The 22,758-nt window shown below is 41.4% G+C and carries 23 protein-coding genes and 1 riboswitch; of the genes, 6 read left to right on the top strand and 17 right to left on the bottom strand.

Features of this window, described 5'->3' with window-relative positions; all coding sequences use genetic code 11:
- Window positions 1–10 precede the first annotated feature (10 nt).
- Window positions 11–1,285: a dicarboxylate/amino acid:cation symporter gene (locus tag DYI25_RS00470; protein WP_213365627.1), complete on the bottom strand. Its 1,275-nt coding sequence runs from the start codon at window positions 1,283–1,285 to the stop codon at window positions 11–13.
- A gap of 122 nt (window positions 1,286–1,407) precedes the next feature.
- On the opposite strand from DYI25_RS00470, the gene DYI25_RS00465 reads away from it, so the two are divergent.
- A complete protein-coding gene (locus DYI25_RS00465; protein ID WP_213365624.1) occupies window positions 1,408–1,968 on the top strand; it encodes a GNAT family N-acetyltransferase in 561 nt (186 codons plus the stop codon).
- 18 nt (window positions 1,969–1,986) lie between these two features.
- Here the strand turns inward: DYI25_RS00465 and DYI25_RS00460 are convergent, their stop codons facing one another.
- Window positions 1,987–3,054, bottom strand: coding sequence for an ATP-binding protein (locus DYI25_RS00460; RefSeq protein WP_213365621.1), 1,068 nt, complete (start codon window positions 3,052–3,054; stop codon window positions 1,987–1,989).
- Between the two features lie 499 nt (window positions 3,055–3,553).
- Between DYI25_RS00460 and DYI25_RS00455 the strand changes: the two genes are divergently transcribed.
- Window positions 3,554–4,903, top strand: coding sequence for a hemolysin family protein (locus DYI25_RS00455; RefSeq protein WP_213365618.1), 1,350 nt, complete (start codon window positions 3,554–3,556; stop codon window positions 4,901–4,903).
- 299 nt (window positions 4,904–5,202) lie between these two features.
- Here the strand turns inward: DYI25_RS00455 and DYI25_RS00450 are convergent, their stop codons facing one another.
- From DYI25_RS00450 to DYI25_RS00435, 4 genes are all read right to left on the bottom strand, one after another.
- Window positions 5,203–6,159, bottom strand: coding sequence for a cation diffusion facilitator family transporter (locus DYI25_RS00450; protein WP_213365614.1), 957 nt, complete (start codon window positions 6,157–6,159; stop codon window positions 5,203–5,205).
- A 171-nt stretch (window positions 6,160–6,330) separates the two neighbouring features.
- Window positions 6,331–8,127: a TIGR04190 family B12-binding domain/radical SAM domain protein gene (locus DYI25_RS00445; protein ID WP_213365611.1), complete on the bottom strand. Its 1,797-nt coding sequence runs from the start codon at window positions 8,125–8,127 to the stop codon at window positions 6,331–6,333.
- A 269-nt stretch (window positions 8,128–8,396) separates the two neighbouring features.
- Complete coding sequence (locus tag DYI25_RS00440; RefSeq protein WP_213365608.1) at window positions 8,397–8,750, bottom strand: hypothetical protein; 354 nt, start codon at window positions 8,748–8,750, stop codon at window positions 8,397–8,399.
- Between the two features lie 117 nt (window positions 8,751–8,867).
- A complete protein-coding gene (locus DYI25_RS00435) occupies window positions 8,868–10,100 on the bottom strand; it encodes a DUF4173 domain-containing protein (RefSeq protein ID WP_342032501.1) in 1,233 nt (410 codons plus the stop codon).
- On the opposite strand from DYI25_RS00435, the gene DYI25_RS00430 reads away from it, so the two are divergent.
- Window positions 10,066–10,203 (top strand): hypothetical protein, encoded by a 138-nt coding sequence (locus DYI25_RS00430; protein WP_213365603.1) that lies wholly within the window; start codon window positions 10,066–10,068, stop codon window positions 10,201–10,203. The genes DYI25_RS00435 and DYI25_RS00430 overlap by 35 nt on opposite strands.
- Before the next feature lie 227 nt (window positions 10,204–10,430).
- Here the strand turns inward: DYI25_RS00430 and DYI25_RS00425 are convergent, their stop codons facing one another.
- The 4 genes from DYI25_RS00425 to DYI25_RS00410 all read right to left on the bottom strand — a co-directional run bounded on the left by DYI25_RS00425 (window position 10,431) and on the right by DYI25_RS00410 (window position 14,387).
- Window positions 10,431–11,072 (bottom strand): DUF1700 domain-containing protein, encoded by a 642-nt coding sequence (locus DYI25_RS00425; protein ID WP_213365601.1) that lies wholly within the window; start codon window positions 11,070–11,072, stop codon window positions 10,431–10,433.
- Window positions 11,053–11,400: a PadR family transcriptional regulator gene (locus tag DYI25_RS00420; RefSeq protein WP_213365599.1), complete on the bottom strand. Its 348-nt coding sequence runs from the start codon at window positions 11,398–11,400 to the stop codon at window positions 11,053–11,055. The genes DYI25_RS00425 and DYI25_RS00420 overlap by 20 nt, the downstream gene beginning before the upstream one ends.
- A gap of 118 nt (window positions 11,401–11,518) precedes the next feature.
- Window positions 11,519–11,842, bottom strand: coding sequence for a quaternary ammonium compound efflux SMR transporter SugE (gene sugE, locus DYI25_RS00415; RefSeq protein WP_213365596.1), 324 nt, complete (start codon window positions 11,840–11,842; stop codon window positions 11,519–11,521).
- A 45-nt stretch (window positions 11,843–11,887) separates the two neighbouring features.
- Window positions 11,888–11,984: riboswitch (guanidine-I (ykkC/yxkD leader) on the bottom strand.
- A 45-nt stretch (window positions 11,985–12,029) separates the two neighbouring features.
- Entirely contained in the window at window positions 12,030–14,387 is a 2,358-nt protein-coding gene (locus DYI25_RS00410) for an EAL domain-containing protein (protein WP_213365593.1), read from the bottom strand.
- Between the two features lie 442 nt (window positions 14,388–14,829).
- Here DYI25_RS00410 and DYI25_RS00405 point away from each other — a divergent pair, with 442 nt between their 5' ends.
- Complete coding sequence (locus tag DYI25_RS00405; RefSeq protein WP_213365590.1) at window positions 14,830–15,471, top strand: DUF3939 domain-containing protein; 642 nt, start codon at window positions 14,830–14,832, stop codon at window positions 15,469–15,471.
- Between the two features lie 131 nt (window positions 15,472–15,602).
- Here DYI25_RS00405 and DYI25_RS00400 read toward each other — a convergent pair whose 3' ends face one another.
- Window positions 15,603–15,971, bottom strand: a complete 369-nt coding sequence (locus tag DYI25_RS00400) for a YidH family protein (RefSeq protein WP_213365587.1) — start codon at window positions 15,969–15,971, stop codon at window positions 15,603–15,605.
- A gap of 252 nt (window positions 15,972–16,223) precedes the next feature.
- Between DYI25_RS00400 and DYI25_RS00395 the strand changes: the two genes are divergently transcribed.
- Complete coding sequence (locus tag DYI25_RS00395; protein WP_213369302.1) at window positions 16,224–16,514, top strand: ArsR/SmtB family transcription factor; 291 nt, start codon at window positions 16,224–16,226, stop codon at window positions 16,512–16,514.
- Between the two features lie 76 nt (window positions 16,515–16,590).
- Here DYI25_RS00395 and DYI25_RS00390 read toward each other — a convergent pair whose 3' ends face one another.
- The 3 genes from DYI25_RS00390 to DYI25_RS00380 form a co-directional block, all read right to left on the bottom strand.
- Window positions 16,591–17,526: a cation diffusion facilitator family transporter gene (locus DYI25_RS00390; protein WP_213365584.1), complete on the bottom strand. Its 936-nt coding sequence runs from the start codon at window positions 17,524–17,526 to the stop codon at window positions 16,591–16,593.
- A gap of 164 nt (window positions 17,527–17,690) precedes the next feature.
- Window positions 17,691–19,103 (bottom strand): SpoVR family protein, encoded by a 1,413-nt coding sequence (locus DYI25_RS00385; protein WP_213365581.1) that lies wholly within the window; start codon window positions 19,101–19,103, stop codon window positions 17,691–17,693.
- A 68-nt stretch (window positions 19,104–19,171) separates the two neighbouring features.
- Window positions 19,172–19,495 carry a DUF3889 domain-containing protein gene (locus DYI25_RS00380; RefSeq protein WP_213365578.1) on the bottom strand — a complete coding sequence of 108 codons (324 nt, stop codon included), beginning with the start codon at window positions 19,493–19,495 and terminating at the stop codon, window positions 19,172–19,174.
- A 181-nt stretch (window positions 19,496–19,676) separates the two neighbouring features.
- Between DYI25_RS00380 and DYI25_RS00375 the strand changes: the two genes are divergently transcribed.
- Complete coding sequence (locus DYI25_RS00375; RefSeq protein WP_213365575.1) at window positions 19,677–19,931, top strand: YhdB family protein; 255 nt, start codon at window positions 19,677–19,679, stop codon at window positions 19,929–19,931.
- 129 nt (window positions 19,932–20,060) lie between these two features.
- On the opposite strand, the gene DYI25_RS00370 is transcribed toward DYI25_RS00375, so the two are convergent.
- The 3 genes from DYI25_RS00370 to DYI25_RS00360 form a co-directional block, all read right to left on the bottom strand.
- Window positions 20,061–20,720: a response regulator gene (locus tag DYI25_RS00370; protein WP_213365572.1), complete on the bottom strand. Its 660-nt coding sequence runs from the start codon at window positions 20,718–20,720 to the stop codon at window positions 20,061–20,063.
- 20 nt (window positions 20,721–20,740) lie between these two features.
- Window positions 20,741–21,859, bottom strand: a complete 1,119-nt coding sequence (locus DYI25_RS00365; RefSeq protein ID WP_213365569.1) for a GAF domain-containing sensor histidine kinase — start codon at window positions 21,857–21,859, stop codon at window positions 20,741–20,743.
- A gap of 174 nt (window positions 21,860–22,033) precedes the next feature.
- A complete protein-coding gene (locus DYI25_RS00360; RefSeq protein WP_213365566.1) occupies window positions 22,034–22,756 on the bottom strand; it encodes an SDR family oxidoreductase in 723 nt (240 codons plus the stop codon).
- Window positions 22,757–22,758: the final 2 nt, after the last annotated feature.

Genomic DNA, 22,758 nt, shown 5'->3' with positions numbered 1-22,758 from the left:
TCTCTTCTTCTTATTCGGAATATTCAAGTGTGCGCTCTTCTGCCACATTTTTCACTTTGCTTTTAGCCGGTCGTAATGCATGCTTTTTTTCTGATTCAGAGACAATGACTGCACAAGCTGCATCGCCGGTGATATTGACTGCGGTACGAGCCATATCCAGCAGACGATCGATGCCGAGTATCAGGCCAATCCCTTCAACAGGCAGACCTACAGATTGAAGTACCATCGCCAGCATGATCAAACCAACGCCTGGAACTCCTGCGGTCCCAATACTTGCAAGCACGGCAGTCAGTACAACTGTCAGAAGCTCGGCCAATGTGAGATCGGCACCGTATACCTGTGCTATGAAGAGGGTAGCTACTCCCTGCATGATTGCGGTTCCGTCCATATTGATCGTTGCTCCAAGAGGCTGCACAAAGCTGCTGACAGATTCAGGGACACGAAGGTTTTTCTGTGCTGTCTCCATTGATACGGGAAGTGTTGCATTACTGCTCGATGTACTGAAGGCAACGCCCATCGCTGGAGAGAATTGCTTGAAAAACCAGAAAGGATTTTTCTTCCCAATAAAATATACACTTGACCCATAAGTAATGAGTGCATGGACAACTAGTGCGAGAACAACGACAATCATATATACTCCCATCGCCTTGATGGCGTCAAGCCCCTGGCTGCCGATTGCAGTTGCAATCAAACCAAACGTTCCATATGGTGCAAACTTCATGACAAGGCCTACCAAATACATCATGATTTCATTGCCTTGTTCAATCAGGTTGAAAATCCCTTTCGTTTTTTCACCAAGTGCCGTTAACGCAATCCCGATGAATAACGCTAAAACGATAACTTGCAGCATATTGCCAGCTGTCAGTGCTTCAAACGGGTTCGCCGGAATAAGATTTAAAAAGGTGTCACTTACCGGCGGAGCTTTCTCAGCCTTGAATTCTGCTCCACTCGTATCAAACTGGCCTATCAAGCCAGGCTTGATTAAATATGCCAGAGCAAGACCAATGGATATCGCAATGGCTGTAGTCGCTAAAAAGAAGCTTACAGTCTTGAAACCTATCCTGCCGAGTTTCTTTGGATCCCCTAATCCAGCGGTTCCGAGAATAATCGAAAAAAGGACAATTGGTACGACAAGCATACTGATTAAATTGATGAAGATCTTGCCAAGAGGCGTAAATAAGAATTTATCCAAAACAGTGAATAATTCGGGTGAAAAAATGTTGAGAATCAGCCCGGTCATTGCGCCAAGGCCAAGGCCAATCAAAATCCTAGTCGTTAACTTCATAATCTTCCTCCCAAAAAAGTGTAAAAAACAATGTAAAACTTTTTTCCCTCTTTCGGCCGGATTAAACCATGATGATCTAATTGGCCAAAAGTACCATCAGAGTAAAGCTTAAGGAGGTTTCTATGTTAACTTTAAAAGTTGATTCTGAGCTTGAACTTCGAATCTTTGAGCCGAGTGAAGCCGAGGAGTTGTTCTGGCTTGTGGATTCCAATCGCCGCTATTTGCGGAAATGGCTGCCCTGGATTGATAGCATTCAATCTCCCGGACAATTTTACTCGGTGATCCAAATTTGGCAGAAAAATTTTCAAGAAGGGAGCAGCATTCATTTTGGTATCCGGTACAAGGGCGTCCTTGCAGGCAGTATTAGCCTTCATGACATTGACTGGAACAACTTCCAGGGAAGCATCGGTTACTACCTGTCGGAAAAACTGCAAGGAAGGGGCATTACGATCAGAACGGTGAAAGCAGTAATAAACCATGCTTTTTATAAGCTTGGACTTAACCGCATTGAAATCCGTTGCGGCAAGGACAATCATAAAAGCAAGGCAATTCCCAAGAAGCTTGGGTTTTACGAGGAGGGTGTCTTACGTGATGGAGAATACTTAAATAGAAAATTTCATGATTTGATTGTATACGGGCTTCTTTCAAGAGAATGGCAAAGAAGACATGCGCTTCATACTTAATCGCTGGAAACAAGCAAATCAATGGATCGGCAGAATGATGGTGAATGTCGTCCCCTTTGAACTCGATTCCACATTGATTTTGCCATCATGTTCTTCAATAATTTTATAGCAAATCATCAATCCAAGGCCGTTCCCATTCGCCTTTGTCGTAAAAAATGGCTTACCGATCTTGTTCAAATCTTCCGAAGGAATTCCTGTACCAGTATCAGCGATTGCAATCGTCAACTCCTCATCTGATTTAGAAATCGCAACAGTTATTTCACCTGGCAATTCCATCGCATCAATCGAGTTCATCAGCATATTGATCAACACCTGCTTGATTTTATTGCCATCGCAAAGAAACATTCCATCTTCTAGTGTAGATTGCTTGGTTATTTCGACGCACTTCTTTGCTGCCTCAGCCATCAGCAGAGTGATTGCATGATCAACCAAATCATTCATATCAAAGGACTTAAAGTCGGATTTATGTGGCTTTGCCATAAGCATCAGCTCTTTGGAAACAGACTCCATTCGTTTTATTTCCTCTTCCATGATCGCTAAATAGTTGTGATTCAATTCTTGGCCGGTCTTCATAAGCTGGATGAAACCTTTAAGGCTTGTCAAAGGGTTCTTGATTTCGTGCGCAATACCTGCGGCAAGCTGGCCAACAACATTCAATTTCTCATACTCAAGGATAAAATGCTCTGCTTTTATTTTTGCAGAAACATCACTTGTAACTGAAAACAGTTCAAATGGTTCATTTGTTTCGGGATGTCGTACAACTGAGATTTGTGAGTTCACCCATATGTACACTCCATCTTTTCGCTTAATACGATATGTTACACAGCATACATCCTCAGCTTCAGGCATGGAAGTACTCAAAATTCTTTTATAATCTTCTGCATGGACAAATAAAGTATACAGCCTTCCGACTAATTCAAATGGCTCATAACCGAGCATGGAATGAACAGATGGCGACACATATTTAATAAGCCCATCCGGAGTTCTTCTACAAATAAAATCCATGGATGGTTCTACCCAAATTGTATCAATCGTCTTATCGACGTTTTGTAACTTTCTTTCCAAGCTGGATAAAAGAATACTCATAAACAACCTCCCTTTTGTAAAATTTTACTGAATTTTTAAATATATTTCAAATTTTAATTGTTAAATAAACCACATTAAGGATTATTTTCCCATTGGGAAATTTTTCTGTAGATTTAGAAAAGCCCTAATTTGTGAAAATCAGAATTTTCCAATATAATTGAACATAAACTTCATACTTTATGTGTCCGTTTCATACATTGATATCAAACCGTATTAATGTTCCCCTCAATTCTTCTCTATATGGTATAATAAAATTTAAATGATAAAGCTGAGGTGGTATGATGGGGCAATCTATCGTATCAAGAATTTAACAGCTGCTAACGCGGAAGGAACAGCATAACAGGATGTTGGCCCTGGCTGATCCAGCCGCACGGAACGGGCCGTTTTATTTTCTTGATGAATTTAATTATTTAAATTGAAGCCTGAAAATCCAGGCTTAATTTTCAGTTTACTGGGAGGTGACTCCTTACCCGCAAATCCGCGGGCTAAGGGAACTTATTTGGACATATTTAACTTGGTTTGGATAGCCATTTTAATTGCTTTAACGGCATTTTTTGTCGTTTCAGAATTTGCGATTGTTAAAGTGAGAAGTTCCAGAATTGACCAATTAATAGAGGAAGGCAGCAAAAAAGCTGTGCTCGCAAAAAGAGTCATTTCGAATTTGGATGAATATCTTTCTGCTTGCCAGCTAGGGATTACGATTACTGCTCTTGCAATTGGCTGGCTTGGAGAGCCGGCAATTGCTGATTTGCTAAGACCGTTATTTATCAGTCTGGATATTTCGGAATCCTTAGGACATATTCTTTCAGTAGGGATTGCGTTTACGACCATCACATTCCTACATGTCGTAGTTGGTGAATTGGCTCCTAAGACTTTAGCGATTCAAAAAGCAGAATGGGTTTCTCTGAATACAGCTGGTCCGCTGATTTTGTTCTACAAAATCATGTATCCATTCATCTGGCTGTTGAACGGATCTGCTCGCCTTGCTACCGGCCTTGTCGGCCTTAAGCCTGCCTCTGAACACGATTTAGCCCATTCTGAGGAAGAACTTCGCATTATTCTATCCGAGAGCTTTAAAAGTGGTGAAATCAACCAGTCAGAGTTTAAGTATGTAAATAAAATATTTGAATTTGACAACCGGATCGCCAAAGAAATCATGGTGCCCCGTACGGAAATCATTTCGTTGTCAAAGGAAGATTCACTGGAGAGCTTCCTCCAGATTGTGAAGGAAGAGAAATTTACCCGATACCCTGTCATTGACGGAGACAAGGACCATATTGTCGGGTTAGTCAATATAAAAGAAGTAATGACTGATCTAATCAATGAGCAGGGACACCGCAAAAAGGTAATAGATTCATATATCCGCCCAATCATCCGGGTCATCGACAGCATTCCAATCCATGACTTGCTGGTAAAAATGCAAAAGGAACGCATTCACATGGCGATCTTGATGGACGAATATGGCGGAACTTCCGGACTAGTGACAGTAGAAGACATCCTTGAAGAAATTGTTGGAGAAATTCGCGATGAGTTCGATATGGATGAAGTGCCGATGATACGCAAAATCAAAGAAAGTCATTATATCATCGATGCTAAAATGCTTGTCAGTGAGGTAAATGAACTTCTTGCACTTGATATCAGCGATGAAGATGTCGATACACTTGGCGGCTGGATGCTTACCGAAAATTATGAAGTCAAGCAGGGCGACGTCGTCAGCTTCGGATCTTACCATTTTAAAATCACCGAAATGGAAGAGCACCACATTAAATATATTGAAGTAACCAAACAACCTGAAACCGAAAAGACAGCAGAGAATTTTTTTATGAACAAGACTGAGGTTGTTTCATAGAAAAGCGGAGGCGCCTTGGTCAGCACCGACAAGCGCTGGAGGGCCGTCCGGTGAAGTCGTTCTTTGTCTTCATTGGGAGCACCGAAATTGAAATTTATAGCCGACTGCCCAGAAACTCCGACACTATACAAGCGACTCGAGCTGCTCATAGCTAACGCTTATCGCAGGATACTCGAAGAAGTAAATTCAGGGATAAAAACTGGCTAGGCGCTGGAGCTGGACACTAAACTAAGTGCAAAATTTTAATTTTAGTATAAACGAAAAACAGGCAAATACTTAATTTGCCTGTTTTTTTACATTTACATTTTCCAAGTTTGGACGTCATCCGCTTCGATAATTCCCATTGTAACATCGTCTACGTCCGGGTCTGTTAATACCTTATCCCTGACCCTGAACTTGATATCATCAGCGTCAGCCAGTGTCAGTCCTTTGCGCAGCTCCAGGTAGCTTTCAACATGATACTGCCTGCCCTCCTGGACAATCCTCAATGTATTGATGTCAATGACATCGGGGTCTGACAAGATCAGCTTGGCAATCCGGTCCTCAACAACCTTAGGTGCTGCAACACCAATGAGGCCTATGGTGTTCTCATAACCAATTTTCAAAGCAATACCAATCAGCAGGATGCCAATCAGCAATGTTCCGATTCCGTCAAGCAGGTAAAATCCTGTTACATGAGCCATGACAATAGAAAACAATGCTAAAAGTGCACCAAATGTCGCAATCAAATCCTCATAGAAAACCAGTCTTGTCGGCGGTGCTGCCAGACTGACATTCTTAAACGCATTTGCAATGATTCCAAACCCCTTTGCCTCACTTCTCGTTTCGTGAGCAATTTCCTTCATTGCTTTTATCAGGATTCCTCCATCGACAAGAACCGCGACTATCATGATAATGACATTCAGCCACAAATTGGAGGAAGATTTCGGATGCTGGATCAGCTCCCACCCTTTGATGACTGTTTCATATGCCATAATCGAGATGATGATGACAGCCACAAGTACGAATAAGTTGACAACCCTTCCAAACCCGGTTGGAAATCGTTTGGTTGCTTCTTTTTCTGAAATGGCACTGCCGATGAAAACAAAAAATTGATTCAATGCATCTGCAACCGAATGAAGTGTCGTCGCAAGCATCGTACCACTTCCGCTGATTACAGCAGCAACCCCTTTGATTATAGCAAGGAATGTATTCCCAAGCGCCGCAATTCCGGAAGACTTATTTCCTCTTTTCAAAAACTCTATCATTGATGACATTCCTCCATCCGATTTGCTATTTTATTTCTCAATACCTGTTTATTGTCCTTTTACATTTTTCACATTTAGGTATTCTTTAAACATCTATTTAGATTAGCATGTAGTAATTAGAGTAAGGATTGCTAAAAGAGCCCATCAGGAATTATGTCCTGATGGGCTCTTCTCCAAAATTTACGTCCTGCTCTTAGATGTTTCTCCAACCCTTTTATTATAGGAATTCCATTTCTGTTTCACATTTATTAAGATATCTTCTACCAATAGCTCGATTCCGATTGCCGTCAGCGAAAATACATTAGCATAATGCTTTTTCACTTCCCATTTCAGTTCATGCTTTCCGCAAATACTGTACTTATTGACCTCTTCCATCTCCTTGCTAAGCATGGTCAATTGCTGGTTCTTTTCCTGTTCGGGAAGAGCAATGATTTCATCGATTTTTTCTATATATTCAAGCGACCTGGTGATTTTCTCATTCACTTCATCATGAGTCTTCTTGTCGACAAGATCGTATTTGAGCTTAAAAGCATTCAGGCTCCTGGCAGATTCATAGGTAGATTTGACAATTTCATCCCTGTTCATATAATCTGTTTCAAAGCTAAGCATGTACTTCCATGATGGCTGGGTGATTGCCTTTCTATGGTCCTCGATTGTATGGCAGAACTTCTTATAGCCATATTTTTCAGGATTTTCAAAAGCCGGGCTTGCTGGGTCCAGGAATGGTGCAAGCGGAGCAACAAAGTATGATAGTCGCTTATCCCCTCCACAGGCATTGTGAATTTCCTCGCAAAAATCGACGTTATCAAGTGCGCTTTGATAATCCTGATGCGGGATGCCAACCATGAAAAAGATGTCAATCTTCTTGCAGCTATGCCTTAAGGCAGCACTCAGCGTTTCAATCACTTTTGCATTCGTGCAATTGAATTTGCCATTGTAACGGCGAATTTTTTCATCATGGGTTTCCAGGGTCAATTCAATGCTGTACTTCGGTACAACCTTCTCAATTTTTTCAAAAAACTCCTCATTCGCATATTGGAACAGTTCAAAAACGAGCTCATTCTTAAGGTTAATCTTGCTTAGCCTCTCAAAGAATTCATCGACATAATCCTTTCCTGCCTGGCGGATATCATGGAGAATGAAAATTGGTGCCCTGCTGAAGCGCTGGATGAAGAGAATGTCCTCCACGAGTTTCGCAGGCGAGCGTTTAGCCAGGACCTTCCGGTTGCAGTTATCCTTGTAGGACTGCTTAGACCCGCCGCATATCAAACATCCCTGGGTACAGCCCTTTGCCGTGAGGATTGCTGTATTGGGATATTGAAGCCAGCCGTTATATGGCAGTGGATCCAGGAAGTTTTTATACTTGAAGACCGACTTGATTGTATATCGGTAGCCAGGGATATCAAATTCATCAAGGCTGTCAGGAACATGGCTTAATGGATTGTAAACAGGAGTAATTCCATCCTTCCAGGTCAAGTTAGGGATTCCGCCAAGCTGGTGAGTTCCGTTTTTTATATTATTAATTAAAAGAAGCATCAATTTTTCAGTAGAATCGCCCCTCATGACAAAATCAATGAATGGATACTCTATCAATTCTTTATGGTAATAGGTTGCAGACAAACCGCCAAAAACCATAGGAGTTTCAGGGTGTAGATTTTTCACAATTTTCGCTAGTTCAATACTTCCATGAGCGTGCGGCAGCCAGTGAAGGTCAATTCCAAAAGCCCGTGTTTTAATCCTTTTCAATTTCTTTTCTACATCAAAGTTTGCATCCATCAGCATACGGTTCGCGATGTTGATGATTTTCACCCGCAAGCCCTGGCGTTCCAGATATTCAGCAATACTCGTCAGCCCGATTGGATACATTTCAAATACCGGAGAGGACGGAACAACGTCACTTATCGGACCGGCCAGCAGCGCATTTTTCCGGAAATCGTAAACACTTGGCGCATGGAGCAGGACTAAATCGTATCTCAAAGTACTCACCTCAAAGATAAATATACTCTATTAAACTGCCTATTTCAGTCAATGTATGATTACACCTTAATCATACCTCCTGCACACTTCGTCCCAGTCCCGTAAAGGTAAATATTTTGTGAACAACTGAACAAATATAATTTTTGAATCTCCCAGAACCTGATATATAAAGGGATTGCGAGTTTATGAAAGTTTTGTGGATACCTTTTTTTCTACAGACTTTAAGATATAAAAAAAGAGACTGCGCTCTATCGCAATCTCCTAAAAAACTATTTTTCCTGCTGGACCATTAGGATTTCTTCCTCAACTCTGCCCAATTTTAGCAAATGAGAATCAAGGCGTTTGTGGATCGTGCTCAATTCCGTATTGTTTTTCATTTCTGCCTTGGTCAGTAATTCTTTTAACATATTTTCGATTTTCGCGCTTTGCATTTCTTCCATTCTTTCAAGTGCATCTTTAATATCTGTTATATCGATTTGATTTGAGGTTACGCGATGTTCTATGCTATCGACTTTCTCAAGACGGCCGAGTCTTTTTTCGATGTTTTCAGTCCTTTTATTTAATGAGTCAATTGAACTCTCGATACCTTTTAAGAGATTTATGATTTCAGATAACCCTTCCACTTCACATGGCTCCCCGTTATTTGGCTTAAGGTAATTTTATCATCATTAAACACATCGATATGTTACAAAACTGGTAACAAAGAGGACTTTTGTTTTCATTTCCGCCATATTTCATCGTTACTTCATCTCTAAGTCCATTAACGCTTTTTCAGCGCTTCTTCTGGACATATTTATGGAATTCCAGTTTTCTTCTGAATACATCAAATCTTGCTTCCTTTGCAGCAACAAGTCCGAAAGACCCGGGTGACCTGGATTAATCTTATAAAGCTCCACCAATCCCTCGACTCCTTCATAAGACAGCGAATTCAGATAGTAAATATCTATTTTTCCCGTTTCTAAGTAACGCTCCAAATTACGCTCGACGACAAATCGGTCAAGCTGGATCGTGTTGACCAAAGTATAAAAGATGATAGCCGATATGATGTAAAAACGTACAAGCGAGAGCCGCTCCATCCATATCCTCATGAAGGAATAGCATAATATCACAAGCAGGAAGATCATGAAAGAATGGGCCAACACCCTGGCAAAGGTAAATCCATATGCCTCTTCATACATGAACAACCGAATAAAAGCTGAATACAGCATGACTCCGCTGAAGATAACGAGTAGTGAAAGCAGGCCGCGAAGAGCCCTCGTTAATATTTTAGAGCCTTTTTCAACAAACGAAACAAATGTGGAAATGATCAACAAATTCAACATAGTGACAAAAAGCAGTTCAAAGAATCCTCTGCGAGCAAATTCTGCATACGTAAAACCATCTGTCAATGTTTCACTGAAAAAATATTGGAATTGTACAATTACGAATAAAAGGTAAACGATATTCAATAAAGTTAGCACTGTCAGGCTGACCACACTATCCCATGCCATCTTTTCTTTTTGTGCAGGCTGTTCAACAGGTAGTGGCTGCTTAGCCCTTAACACCTGCAATACACCAAAGATCGCCAATGTGTAAATGGTGATCGCGATTGTACGCAAGATCTCCTCCTCTATCTTCAATCCCAATAACCACCTTGGGATTGTACCCAGCATGTTTCCGAACTGCTGATCAGCAGAGACCAGTAAATTGACGATGACAAACAATAGTGGTAATGAAATAGCCACCCCAATCAACACTTTTCGAATCGTAGCACTCTTTTTTTCTTCAAGTCCTCTGATAGCCAATTTAGGTCCATACATTATGAACCTGAACACATAGGCAATCGCTGCTCCTACTGATAAAAAGAGTTTTTGGACGTACGGCCATCTATGCCATTGGTTTTCCGTCGGGTAGGTGACAAGCACAAGTTGGATGAGGACCATCAGGGGGATCACCAGGATGTTTAGCAAATATAATATCGTATTCGAATACATGAAAAAGCTGGTTGCGAGCAGCCATATAGAAGCAATCAATAATAATCCAAGCTTTTTATTCGTAAAAGAGAATGAACGGTACCTCCAGAAAAAAACACCATAAAAGCAAGTAATAAAAACAGGATACGACAATCCTATTTGGCCATGCAAAAAAGACCTTTCCGCCAAAATCCCTAAAGCAAGACAGACCATGAAAAAAATCCAGTCACCTTTTTTCATTTTGAATTCCACTTTCAATCTCTCCTTTCACCTAGAATTACTAGGTATTCAGTCAAAAAAATACTTTTTAATCCTATATACATAGATATTCTATGTATTAGACCAAAAAAATTAGATGGAAGCCTTTTTCCCCCATCTATATCCAATCCAACAAATTGGATACAATAGTGCTGTGAAAAGAATACATATAAGAATGAATGGCGGGCTCAGCAGCGGCTGGAACCAGTCATGCGGTATTAGCCTGAACAAAGTCAGGTTCATAAGAATGATGTTCGGCACGATGGACAGGATAAACGTTTTTTTCATCAATCTTCTCCCTTTATGGCCAAATCCTTTGCCTATCTCATATCCAAGCAGTGCCCAAAAGAAGAGATAAAGTAAGATGATCAAAGCAGGAATCGAAGTGATGCTTTTCCACGCGATGTCGATGAAAGGGATATCAAAAAGATTATGTACGAGGGTCAGGATAGTGCCTCCAACAAAGAAAACAAGATTTGCCAAAATGAAAACCCATTGAGTTTTCATTGGTGTCGTTGATAATTCTTCACGCCAGCTATCCGCAATTTCTTCGGGAGTCCCCAATCTTGAATAAATGTCCGTGCTGATATCCGCGTCTTCTATTTGCATGCCGCTATACTCAGCCAGCATCTCTGTGATATGGCTGTCATATTCAGCCAAAATCTGTTCCTTGTCGGGATGCTTTCCTAGGTGCCTGCTAAGCTGGGTGAGAAACTCAATCTTTAACTGGATCATTTTTCGTTCTCCTGATAACTTTGTTCATAACATTGACGAATTGCTGCCATTCTTCTGTTTTCTCTATGAGGACTTCTTTTCCTTCCTCAGTGATCCGATAATATTTCCTTGCTGGGCCTTTTTCCTGCTCCTGCCAGTAAAATTCAATGTATTCCTGCTTTTCAAGTTTATGCAATGCTGGATACAAGGTTCCTTCTTTTACCTGAAGACTGTGGTCACTGCGCTTATCCAGTTCTTTAACAAGCTCGTAACCATACATATCCCGTTCATTCAGCAGCTGGAGCAGTACAAGGGAAGTGCTCCCTTTTAAAAGTTCACGATTAAACATCCTATCACCTACCTAGTAATAAAAGGTACTATCGGAATCATAATATAATCTGGTTAAATTTGCAAATGAAATTAAAAAACAGACTGCAATTTTTTGCGAGCCTGCTCTTTGAAAATAATTAATTGCTTCCTGATGTGGCCTTCAATCCGATGATTCCAACTAGAATGAAGGCGACGAACATCAGCCTTAAAAGATTACGAGGCTCTCCAAACAGGACAATTCCCAGAATGACTGCTCCTGCAGCTCCAATTCCAGTCCAGATTGCATATGCCGTACCAATTGGCAAGGTTTTGACTGCCATCGACAAGAAATAAAAGCTTATCGCCATTCCTGCCAGGGTGATCAACGATGGTACCGTTTTGGTGAATCCTTCTGTATACTTCAGGCCAATGGCCCACACGACTTCAAATATGCCAGCAATTATTAAAAATAACCAAGCCATTCCTCTTAACCCCTTTCATGAAAAAACCCGGAAGATATCATAGATATCTCCCGGGTTTTTGTCCCTCCGTGTACACAGGCATTCCTGTGCGCCCTCTCTCGGACCAGTCCAGCAAAGCTGCGGAACCCTAGAGGACTTTTCATAATAGGAATAGTAACACAATCAACGCAGTCAGTCAAAACGGTTGTCAGGTCTCCTGAAGCTTCCTGTTCATCATTGTTTCATATTCATTAGATGGCAAAGGTGGTGAGTAGAAATAGCCCTGAACTTCTTGACAGCCCAGTGATTTCAACAGGTCAATCTGCGATTCTGTTTCAACCCCCTCGGCAATGACCTTTAACTTCAGGTTCGTTGCCATAGAAACAATCGTTGATATGATTTCGCGGTTTTCCTGGGAGTGCGAAATGAAGCTTTGGTCAATTTTCAAACGGTCGACTGAAAGTTTACTTAAATAGCTCAAAGAACTGTATCCTGTGCCAAAATCATCAATGCTGACTTCGATTCCAATTTCCCTTAGTGACTGAAGCTGTGCGTTGATACTATCTTCCTTCTTGATCATGATGCTTTCAGTTACTTCGATTTCAATCAATTCACCATAAAGATCGTACTCTTTAAGCGCAAGCTGCATGAATTTCACGAAATCCTCCTGGTAAAAATGTATGATCGAGATATTGATTGATGTGCGGGGAACATCGAATCCCTGCTCCTTCCATGTGACAAGCTGGCTGAACACCTGCCTAATGATTAATCTCTCGAGGGGTACGATCAAGTTCGCCTCCTCGGCAATCGGGATGAATACACCAGGAGGAATCATTCCATGGCGAGGATGCTTCCATCTTGCCAGAGCTTCAGCCCCGGTTATTTCATTTGTTGTTGCATTGTATTTAGGCTGGTAAAAAACGGTGAGAGCATCACTATTTATAGCGTTCCTCAAATCATTCTCAAGCTCAAACTTATTCAGGTTCTGATCCACCATGCTTTGGTCGAAAAACTGAAAGTGGTTCGCGCCGTTTTCTTTCGCCTTATACATTGCCATATCAGCGTATTTCAGTAATAATTCAAGGTTATCCGTATCTTCTGGATACTTGGAAATCCCAATACTTGCCGTGATCAAAAATTCCATGCCCTCGGCAAATAGCGGTGACTGGAATGCCCGCACAACCTTATTGGCGATCTGGTCTGGCTTGTTTCCTTCAGCAACAAGAATCGCGAATTCATCTCCGCCAATTCTTGCAACAAGACATTCCTCCGGCACGACTTCTGCAAGCTTCTTGCCGATTTGCATCAAAATCTTATCACCAAACGAATGTCCAAATGTATCATTGATTCTTTTAAAGCGGTCAAAATCAAGATAAATCAAGGAAAATGCTTCATCCTTAATAAACAGCTCAGCCATCACTTTCTCTAAATTCCGTCTGTTAGGCAAATTAGTAAGCTCATCATGATATGCCAGATACTCAATCATCTTGTCTGCTTTTTTTTGCTCTGTTATGTCCCTGACGATTCCAAAAACACCAACTGTTGTATTTTTGACGATGATCCTGACGGCTGTGATTCTCACTTCCGCGTATGTTGAATCAGCCCTTTTGAGGGTAGTTTCAATCAATTTCGTCTCGCCTCTAAGGACTTTCCTGAAATATTTCCTGATTTTCTGTTCTTCCTCGTTTCCACCAATCAGATCAATGAAATGGAGCCCAGCTAATTCATTAGCCATGTACCCTGTCATTTCAACTGCCTCTTTATTGACACTTAAAATATAACCTTGCAAATCGACCCTGAACACAGAATCAGGGTTATGGCTGAACAAGGATAGATGGGACTGGACATTCTTCATGATCAATTTTTCGCCAAACAGGTCTGGAACGAGCATGAATAATAAATTTGCAGCCGCCATGAAGATGAACGGTGCCAAGGCCGAATGAGGGCCTTCACCCTCTACTACTGTCATCATTGATGTGAGGATGATATAAGGAATACCTGCCAGTGCAATGCCGCCAAGTACGCTGCCGATGTACTTATACTTTTTCACAAACTCATAAATATCCTCATTCGTAATTTGCATCAAAAATCTCAGCAGCAAAAATGAGGTAACAAGAACCATGAAAACTGATAGTGCTGCAAAAATCGGCTGTATAGTAATGGCATTCTTGAAGATTATGTAGAAAGCCGTAAAATCAGCGATCAAAATGCTTGCCGCAATTAATATGCTCGTGAATATGTACTGTGAAGTATTCGCAATCTCCCTTTGTGCTAAACTAAGTGCTGCAAATGATCCAATCGCACAAATTCCAAAAAAGATTAAAAAGTATAAATAATAATTGCTCGTAGAGAATGGGACTCCAGCTGAAATAATCACAAAAAGATGAGTCAGCCAGAATGTAAATGCCAACACCACAGAATACAGAGCAATTTTACTTTTCTTTTTTTCACTTATTCTTTTGATTTGCCTGCTGAATTCAACAGCCAAAATTGAAGAGATGATTGAAAAGACGACAGTCAAGGCTATATTATTCAAGTCAAATATGTACATATGGGGAATATCCATCCTGCCCCTCATTTCTGTCTGGTTTATTAGCTTTCATGTACTAGCGGTTCTGTAAAAGCCGGAGTTTGCCAGACATTTCGTATAACAATATCCGAAAAAAAGAATGAAGCTCTCTAAATATTATACAATATTCACTGTCTAATTGACCTGTTAAGAATCTTATTTTCATAATTTTCAACACTAGACATTACCACTCATAAAAAGAATTTTATATAATAATAGTAGGAGCAACCCCATTTTCTTTTAGCCCGCCCAGGTCCTGCTTTAATCACCATGTTAGCCTCTTCTCAAAAAAGCACAGACTCTTACTTTTATATCGGCAAAACCACAGACATCTTAACCCAAATACGTTTATTAAGCTCTACACTTCTACATCACCGTATGAGTGATCCGACTATTGTGAAATAAAGGCACTTCTTGACCTTGAAAGGAGGGGATTCAGATGGATACGGAGAATGACAGAGCTTTTCCAGGAACACCTGGTTTGAAAGCCGCAATTGCATTAGTCTGGCCAATCATCGGTTATATTATTGACTTCGTGCTTGATTTATTCCCATACTTGACTGTTTTGGGTTCCGTTGGAGGCATGGCCATATACATTCTTTTAGCTGCCAGGACGAAAAAAATACCACAGGAAACACCAAAGGCCTGGCCTATCATTGAGACTAGCGTTGAAGATATAAAACAAGCAGTACGCATTTATTCGGAACAGCTGCCGAAAGGCGTTTATCGAACAATTCTCGTTAAGGAAGATAACTGCATTGATGTTGAGCAACTCGCCCCAATCCTTAAAGGAATTCCATCAAGAAACTTTTACATGTCAAAGGAAACTTACGATATTTTCGATGAGGAAGAAAAAAATCTCGCAGTAACGATTGATTTAGTACAGAAAGCTGTAGACCTTTATGTGAAAGAGCATAAGGAATATCCCATGCTGCCTTATGATCCACTAAACAGGGTGAACTATTATCAGCTTATGAAGGCTCACTGTCTGTCCACCAAGCCAGAGATAGAGCTATATATCACCAATTATGATGGTCTTGTAACCCATAAAAAACCTAAGGAGAACAGCACCGGAAACTAATGTTTGTTATCCGAGAACTTTTCCGCTAAAGTTTTTTAGGTACTGCCGGATCAGAGTTCCCCCGAAAAGAGAGTTCAGATTCATATGTGGATCAGGGAGGATAATTCAAAAACAAATGCAAATACAGCCAATCAAAATAATATGCTGATTAAATAAAAACCGAGTAACAAAAAAATCAAAAAAATTATTCCTGTAGATACTTTTATCAGGTTACTAGCTGATTCGAAGGTTTGACTGTTAATATTTTTTCGTACTGAAAAATAATGTGTGGTTGCAAAGAATAGGATCAACAACCCAATAAGCAAAGAAAAGATGCTGACAAAAACAGCAATCGTGTCTGCAGCCTGGCTTACAGACCTAATATTATTGAAATGCAGACTTGATGCCAAAAAACCAATCCCGATTATTGCGATTGATGTTCGGACCCAGGCCAGATATGTTCGCTCATTTGCTAGGTGCTGCTGGATGTATTTTGATTCAAGTGTTTTATTCTCGTCCATCGTATCACCTACTTCCTGCTTACATATCTAAAGTTTATCATCGGACCTTGGGGATTCCTCTTCATTTGCTCATTTACCATCCGCTATCTGCATGGTTTTAGATTTCCTCCTCATTGGGGAAAGTTATTCATCCTTAATAGGTAGTGGCAGAAATTCTTTGACTGATTTTGCAGCCGTGATTTCTCTTTCATAAGTTATAATAGAGGCAGGAGGCTGATTAACTTGGAAGAAAAGAAAATTAACTCTCCTGAAATGGAATTGGATGAGGAAACATTATTTATGGTGTCACAGACCTTCAAGGCCCTTTCAGATCCGACCAGACTCAGGATTCTCCATCTGCTATTTCAGGGGGAACATTCGGTCAATGAAATAGCAGAAAAGCTCTCATTACTGCAATCAACCGTTTCACATCAGCTGCGCTTCTTAAAGAACCTCAGACTTGTCAAATTCAGGAGAGAGGGTACATCGCTGTATTACACGCATGACGACGAACACGTCATCGGCCTGTTAAAGCAAAGCATAGAACATGCCAGCCATCATTGATGTTCGCCCATCAATATTGGCCGGCATGTTTTTTTCACCTATTTAAAAATTACTTGTGATTAGAAACTGGTATTTATCAATTGCAAGGTCCATGGGCGCATGGGCACCCGTGCTCTTCCCCTTCTACCTGAAGGGTACTGTGGTCAATCCCAAAGCGGTCGTGCAAAAGCGTTTGGGCCTTGTGAAGCACTCGGTCATGTGCTCCTTCCCCTTCCACGGCAATATGCCCGCTTAGCATTAAGACCCCTGAAGTGATCGACCAAACGTGGACATCATGCACATCTTTCACTTCGGGAATCTTCATTATTTCTTCTTTCACTTCATTTAATTCAATCTGCTCAGGCGTGCCTTCCATCAATACATGGAAGCTCTCCTTCGTCACTCTCCAGCCGCTGATGATGATCAGAATAGCAACCGCGACGCTAGCGATGGAATCTGCAATTCCCCAGTCAAAAAAGTAAATCAGCAATGCAGCTGTTATTGCCCCAACCGAGCCAAGCATATCTCCCAGCACGTGAAGAAAAGCGCTTCTTACATTCAAGTTCTCATCTTTGTCTCCACTCATCAATATCCATGCTGCGATGATATTGACAATTAACCCAATGACCGAAATCGTCAGCATTCCCATGCTTTGTACTTCTGGAGGATCTGCAAACCGATGGTATGCTTCTACAAATATATAAATCGAAATGATAATTAACGTTAGGCCGTTTAAAGCAGCTGCGATGATTTCAAAACGTTTGTAGCCATACGTCTTTGATTGTGTAGCCTTCCTTTCACCAAGCTTAATCGCGAATAAGCTCAACCCAAGCGCAGCCGCATCGCTCAGCATATGGCCTGCGTCTGAAAGCAGTGCAAGGCTGTTTGTGAGTACCCCGCCAATTACCTCTACAACCATGAAAGTAGCGATTAGGAGAAAAGCCCAGAATAAAGCCTTTTTATTACTTGTATGACTATGGCTATGGCCGTGCCCATGACTATGGCTATGACCGTGTGAATGATTATGACCCATGTGTTCGCCTCCTTTTATATATATGAATATATGCTCATATATATAATTATGCCTTACTTTTAAAATTGGTTCAATAAATAGCTTGTCTATATTTTAAATACCTTATTATTATGGTTTTTACACAAAAAAAATTAAACCGCTGAAAACAGCGGTTTATTTTATCTTTATAAATATTTGCGATGGATTCCTTTTCCATCATAGGTGTAAAGCATTGCCCTGCCCTCGACCATCGTTCCGATGTGGCATTTTCGGCCCCATAGCTGATGGATGTATGGGAGTACTTTTTCCAAGTATTTAATGTCCAGCTCGATGCCTTCGAAGCTGTGCGTTATATACAACTCCCCATTCTGCAAATAATCGCCATTTGTCACGGTCAAATAAGGAAATCCACCATTAACTCTCATGCTGACAAGCTGGTCGCGAACTTGTTCCCACGCTTTATCAACGACTTTATATTCACGTCCCTGCTTTTGGAAAAGATACATATCTTCACGCATGACCAGATCCTTAGTCAAGTAATTGCGTAAAAATGAAATATCCGATTCAATTTCACGGACTTCAAACATTTTTTCCCGACCTGACCCTGGTAGTACTCCACGGCGCTTCATTTCCTCAGTCGGATTATTATACCGTTCCTCAATATCTTCAAAAATTTTGATTCCTAAATAATATGGATTGATCCCCGTTTTTGATGGCTGCACCACCCCAGCATTCAATTTTGCAAACTCGATTGATTCGCCGCTTGTCAGGTCCATTTCCCGGAGAATCCGTTGATGCCAGTAAGAAGCCCAGCCTTCGTTCATTATTTTAGTTTCAAGCTGTGGCCAAAAATAGAGCATTTCCTCCCTCATCATCGTCAGGATATCCCGCTGCCAATCCTCTAGCTCACGGCTATAACTTTCAATGAACAAAAGCAGATCCTTCTCCGGGCGTGGCGGAAACTTCTTTTTCTTATTCCTCTCTTTAGGTTCTTCCTTTTTTGCATCAAGATTCCAAAGATCATCATATGGCGTCGCTGCAGACATTGGCTCATCGTCCTCAGTCTCATCTTCCATTGACCAAGCGAGCTTCGGTCTCATCAGCGACGGGTCGATATGTTCTTCAATAGCCAATACTGCATCAAGGAATGATTCAACCTTTTGTTTTCCATGCTGGATTTCATATTTACGAATTCTCTCCGCCGTTGCTGCCATGCTTTCAACCATATCACGCTTCGTATTCTGGAAACGGATATTATTCTTAAAGAAATCACAGTGAGCAAGGACATGGGCAACAATTAATTTGTTCTGTATCAGTGAATTGGAATCTAACAAGAAGGCATAACACGGATTAGAATTGATGACCAGTTCATAGATTTTCGAGAGGCCTAAATCATAGTGGAGCTTCATTTTATGAAATTGCTTCCCAAAGCTCCAATGGGAAAATCTTGTTGGCATTCCATAGGCACCAAATGTATAGATGATTTCTGCAGGACATATTTCATACCTCATCGGATAAAAGTCCAGCCCGAAACCCTTAGCGATTTCGGTAATTTCAGAAATGGCATATTCTAGTGACTTCTGATCTTCCGACACCATCTCTCCCCCTTTCATCTCTTACAACAATGTATGAGAAAAAAGGGAGAAAGATGAACAGGTTAGAAACTTTACTGCTCTGGTTGTTCGGTAACTGTAAGGCTCAGCAGCCTGTTATTTTTCAAATCGTGTGTGATTTGCACTGTCATAATAACCGGTTTTCCATTAACACTGATTTTGTACTGAAATGAATCGAGTACCTGGCGATCGTCTATTTGTTTCCGGCCCATATACTTATAATCCTGGATGGCTTCGCCAGGAAAGTCCTCTTTAATCACAGCAGTAGCGATTCGTCCATACTTTTCGTAATCAGGCCTTTGCGCACTGATATCTACCTTTAGGATTCCAAGTAACAAAATCAACAATACCACCATAGCGACAAAATACTTTTTCATTTTACGCTCCTTTTTAGCTATTTTATTTCTTCAATATGCAGCCATTTCAAGTTCATTTGAATGCCCAATTATACAGGTAAAACTTGAAAAGCCCAGTAAACAAGGTCGTCCAACATTTTCTGAGGAAGTTCCGGCGGGAACTCCATATAATATTATCAACTCCTCATAAGGAGGATTGGATATGACTAAAACGGATTACGATCGTGCTTTATATTACACGCACCGATCCCAATGGGATAACTTGCTCATCCTTATGGTTAGGACAGAGGACCAGTTCCTGGCCAAGAAGATTGAACATTTTCTCCACGCTTACAACTTTGAAAAAGATTATACTGTCATTGAAAAGCGTCTGTATTCCCTGCTAAGATATATCGACCACGCAAATGAAGCCGCCGGCGATGACTACCTGGAAACCGCTGTAACCGGCTCGATTTAACAAGAGAATTCCACCAAAAAAATAACACGGCCACCTATATTAAGGTGCCGTGTTTGTTATTTTTTATTCTGATTTTCATTGTTAATTATTGGTTTTTCTTCCGCATGAAATACCATATTTCGAATCCAGTTATGCAGATGGCGGTTCCTGGTCAACCAGGCGATTTCGGACAGCAAATAGCGCCGCCTGAGTCCGGTCTGCCAATTCCAATTTTGCAAGTACATTGGAAACATGCGTTTTGACCGTTTTTTCCGTAATGTACAATGATGCTGCAATTTCTTTATTGCTTTTGCCGCTGGCGATTTCTTTCAGAACCTCCAGCTCACGCCTTGTAAGCTCATCTAGCGGTTTTCTCTCATGGCGTCTATGGCTGGAAAGATGCTTTAAAACAAGCGATGTTGCCTTTGGATGCAGCTGATTTTCACCTTCAATGATTCTGATGATTGATTTCACCAGTGCATCTGGCTGTATATCTTTGAGCTGGTAGCCTGATGCACCTGCTTCGATGGCTGGGATCACATGCTCACTGTCTGAAAAGCTGGTCAGCATCATTATTTTAATATCAGGGTTCTCTGCCTTGATGATTTTCGTCGCTTCAATCCCGTTCATAACCGGCATGATTAAATCCATTAAGATAATGTCTGGATTCAGTGTCCGGGCAAGCTCTACAGCTTCTTTCCCATTCCCAGCTTCCCCGATGACTTCAATTTGTTCCTGTGTCCTAAGGAAAAAAACCAATCCTCTTCTTACGACATGGTGGTCATCCGCAATAAGGATTCTAATTGTCATCCCCCGTTCCTCCCCTTTAATCATATCGGAATCCTCACAATAATCATTGTCCCTTTGCCATGTTTACTGTGGATATCAAGCTTGCCACCAAGCGAGGAAGCCCGTGTTTGCATGCTTTTCAAACCTAGTGATGGAAGTTCCTGTTCCGGATTAAAATTAAAACCTGCGCCATCATCCCGGATTTTCATTTGTACCACTCCACCGGACGTATCAAGTGTTAAAAGTACTTTTTCAGCCCGGGAATGTTTTTTGCAATTGGCCAGTGCTTCCTGGCCAATTCTCCAGAGCGCTTCTTCCACATTTCCTGGAAGGCTTGAAACGCCAGTTACTTTCGTTTCCAGTGGTAAATCCAGCAACTCCGCATAACCAGCAAGCGCACAAATGATGCCGTTTTCGAGACCGCGTGGGCGCAATTGCCAGATCAGCGCCCTCATCTCCCCCTGAGCTTCCTGCGCCAGGTCCTGAATATATGAAAAAGTTTCTTTTAATTCTGGATGATCCGCCATTTCTGTACCAGCTCTTGCCGTCAAACTCAGCGAAAAAAGAAGCTGGTTCACTGAATCATGAAGATCCCTGGCCAGGCGGTTCCGCTCAGCTGCTAACGCGAGTTCCTGTTCCTGTTGGGCAAGCCTTATCCTTTTTATTGCCGTTCCAATCTGGAACGCAATTGCCTCAAGCAAGGCAAGTTCATCTTTGTTAAAGTGAGTTTTATGTGGTGAGCCTACATTCATGACACCGAACTTTTCATCTCCAGCTCGTAAAGGAACAGTGGCATGATGGGTCAATCCATTCGTTTCACCACTGTTATTGTTTATTGCATCCTCAAGCCTTTTACATTCGAAGATATTCGTCGCTTTATTCAACCTTCCATCATTATAGCGGTCGACACACCAGCAGCCACCCTCGCACATCGGGGCAAAATTGTCCAAGGATAGTGCAGGAGGCAATTCAGCCTTTGCAGCCAGCTGGTATTCTCCTTGCGCATCAATCAGAAAGATCCAGCCTGTCTCAAGTCCTGTTATATGCAGCAGCCTTCTCAATACCTCTGCCAGAACACGATTAATCTCTGTGCCCTCGTTCAATAGTTCAGCGATTTCCTTTAAAATTCCGACATCTGAATTCGCTTTATCCCCAGCCATCAAATCCCCCCATTTTCATATATTATATCTTTAATCGGAAGATTCCGCTTTTGAAAAAAGTCTGAATTCTCTCTCAGCCAAAAGTCGTAGTTCCCCCTTTAGAACGATTTATTGCAACTACATTTTTTTCAAACAAAAAAATTCGAAGAGGAAATTCCTCTTCGAATTTTGTCATTATGCAATCGGATAATTTTGTACAAGCGGATGGATGACGATTTCATCAATTAGCATATGCTTCGGTGCAGAAGCCATATAGACAACTGCGTTCGCAATATCCTCCACCTTCAGCCAGTCATGCTTCTCAGGAAGACCTTGCTCCGAGTCAGCGAAATATGTATCAACCATGCCTGGATTGATGGTGCCAACACGGATTCCATATTCCCTAACTTCCTGTGCAAGTGCCCCACTAAATCCTTGGACAGCATACTTTGAAGCTGTATAGGCACTTCCGTTTGGAATCGTGTATCTGCCAACATCCGAAGATATCGTGATGATAGTTCCTGATTTACGCTCCTTCATATGTGGCAGTACGGCTTTCGCTCCAAGGAATACACCCTGGACATTCACTTCAAATAGCTTTTTCCATTCTTCAACCGTTACTTCCTCTGCCAGTTTGAAAAAGCCGATCCCCGCATTATTGACGAGTACGTCAACCTGGCCGAATGTTTCCACTGTTTTTTCTACAAGATTTTTTACCTGCTGCTCATCACTGACATCAGTCTGGATTGCAATAACGTCCGAGAAACCTTTTTGTTTCAATTCTTCTGCTGTCTTGTTGATTTCTTCTGAACTTCCTGCAACCGCCAGCTTCATTCCCTGCTCAGCCAATTTCACGGCGATTTCCTTGCCAATTCCTCTTGATGCGCCTGTAACGATTGCGACTTGTTCTTTTAACAATG

The sequence above is a fragment of the Mesobacillus boroniphilus genome (genome assembly GCF_018424685.1).
GTDB classification, from domain to species: domain Bacteria; phylum Bacillota; class Bacilli; order Bacillales; family Cytobacillaceae; genus Mesobacillus; species Mesobacillus boroniphilus_A.
The sequence above is the reverse complement of the archived record's forward strand: the minus strand, read 5'-3'. Positions and strand labels throughout refer to the sequence as shown.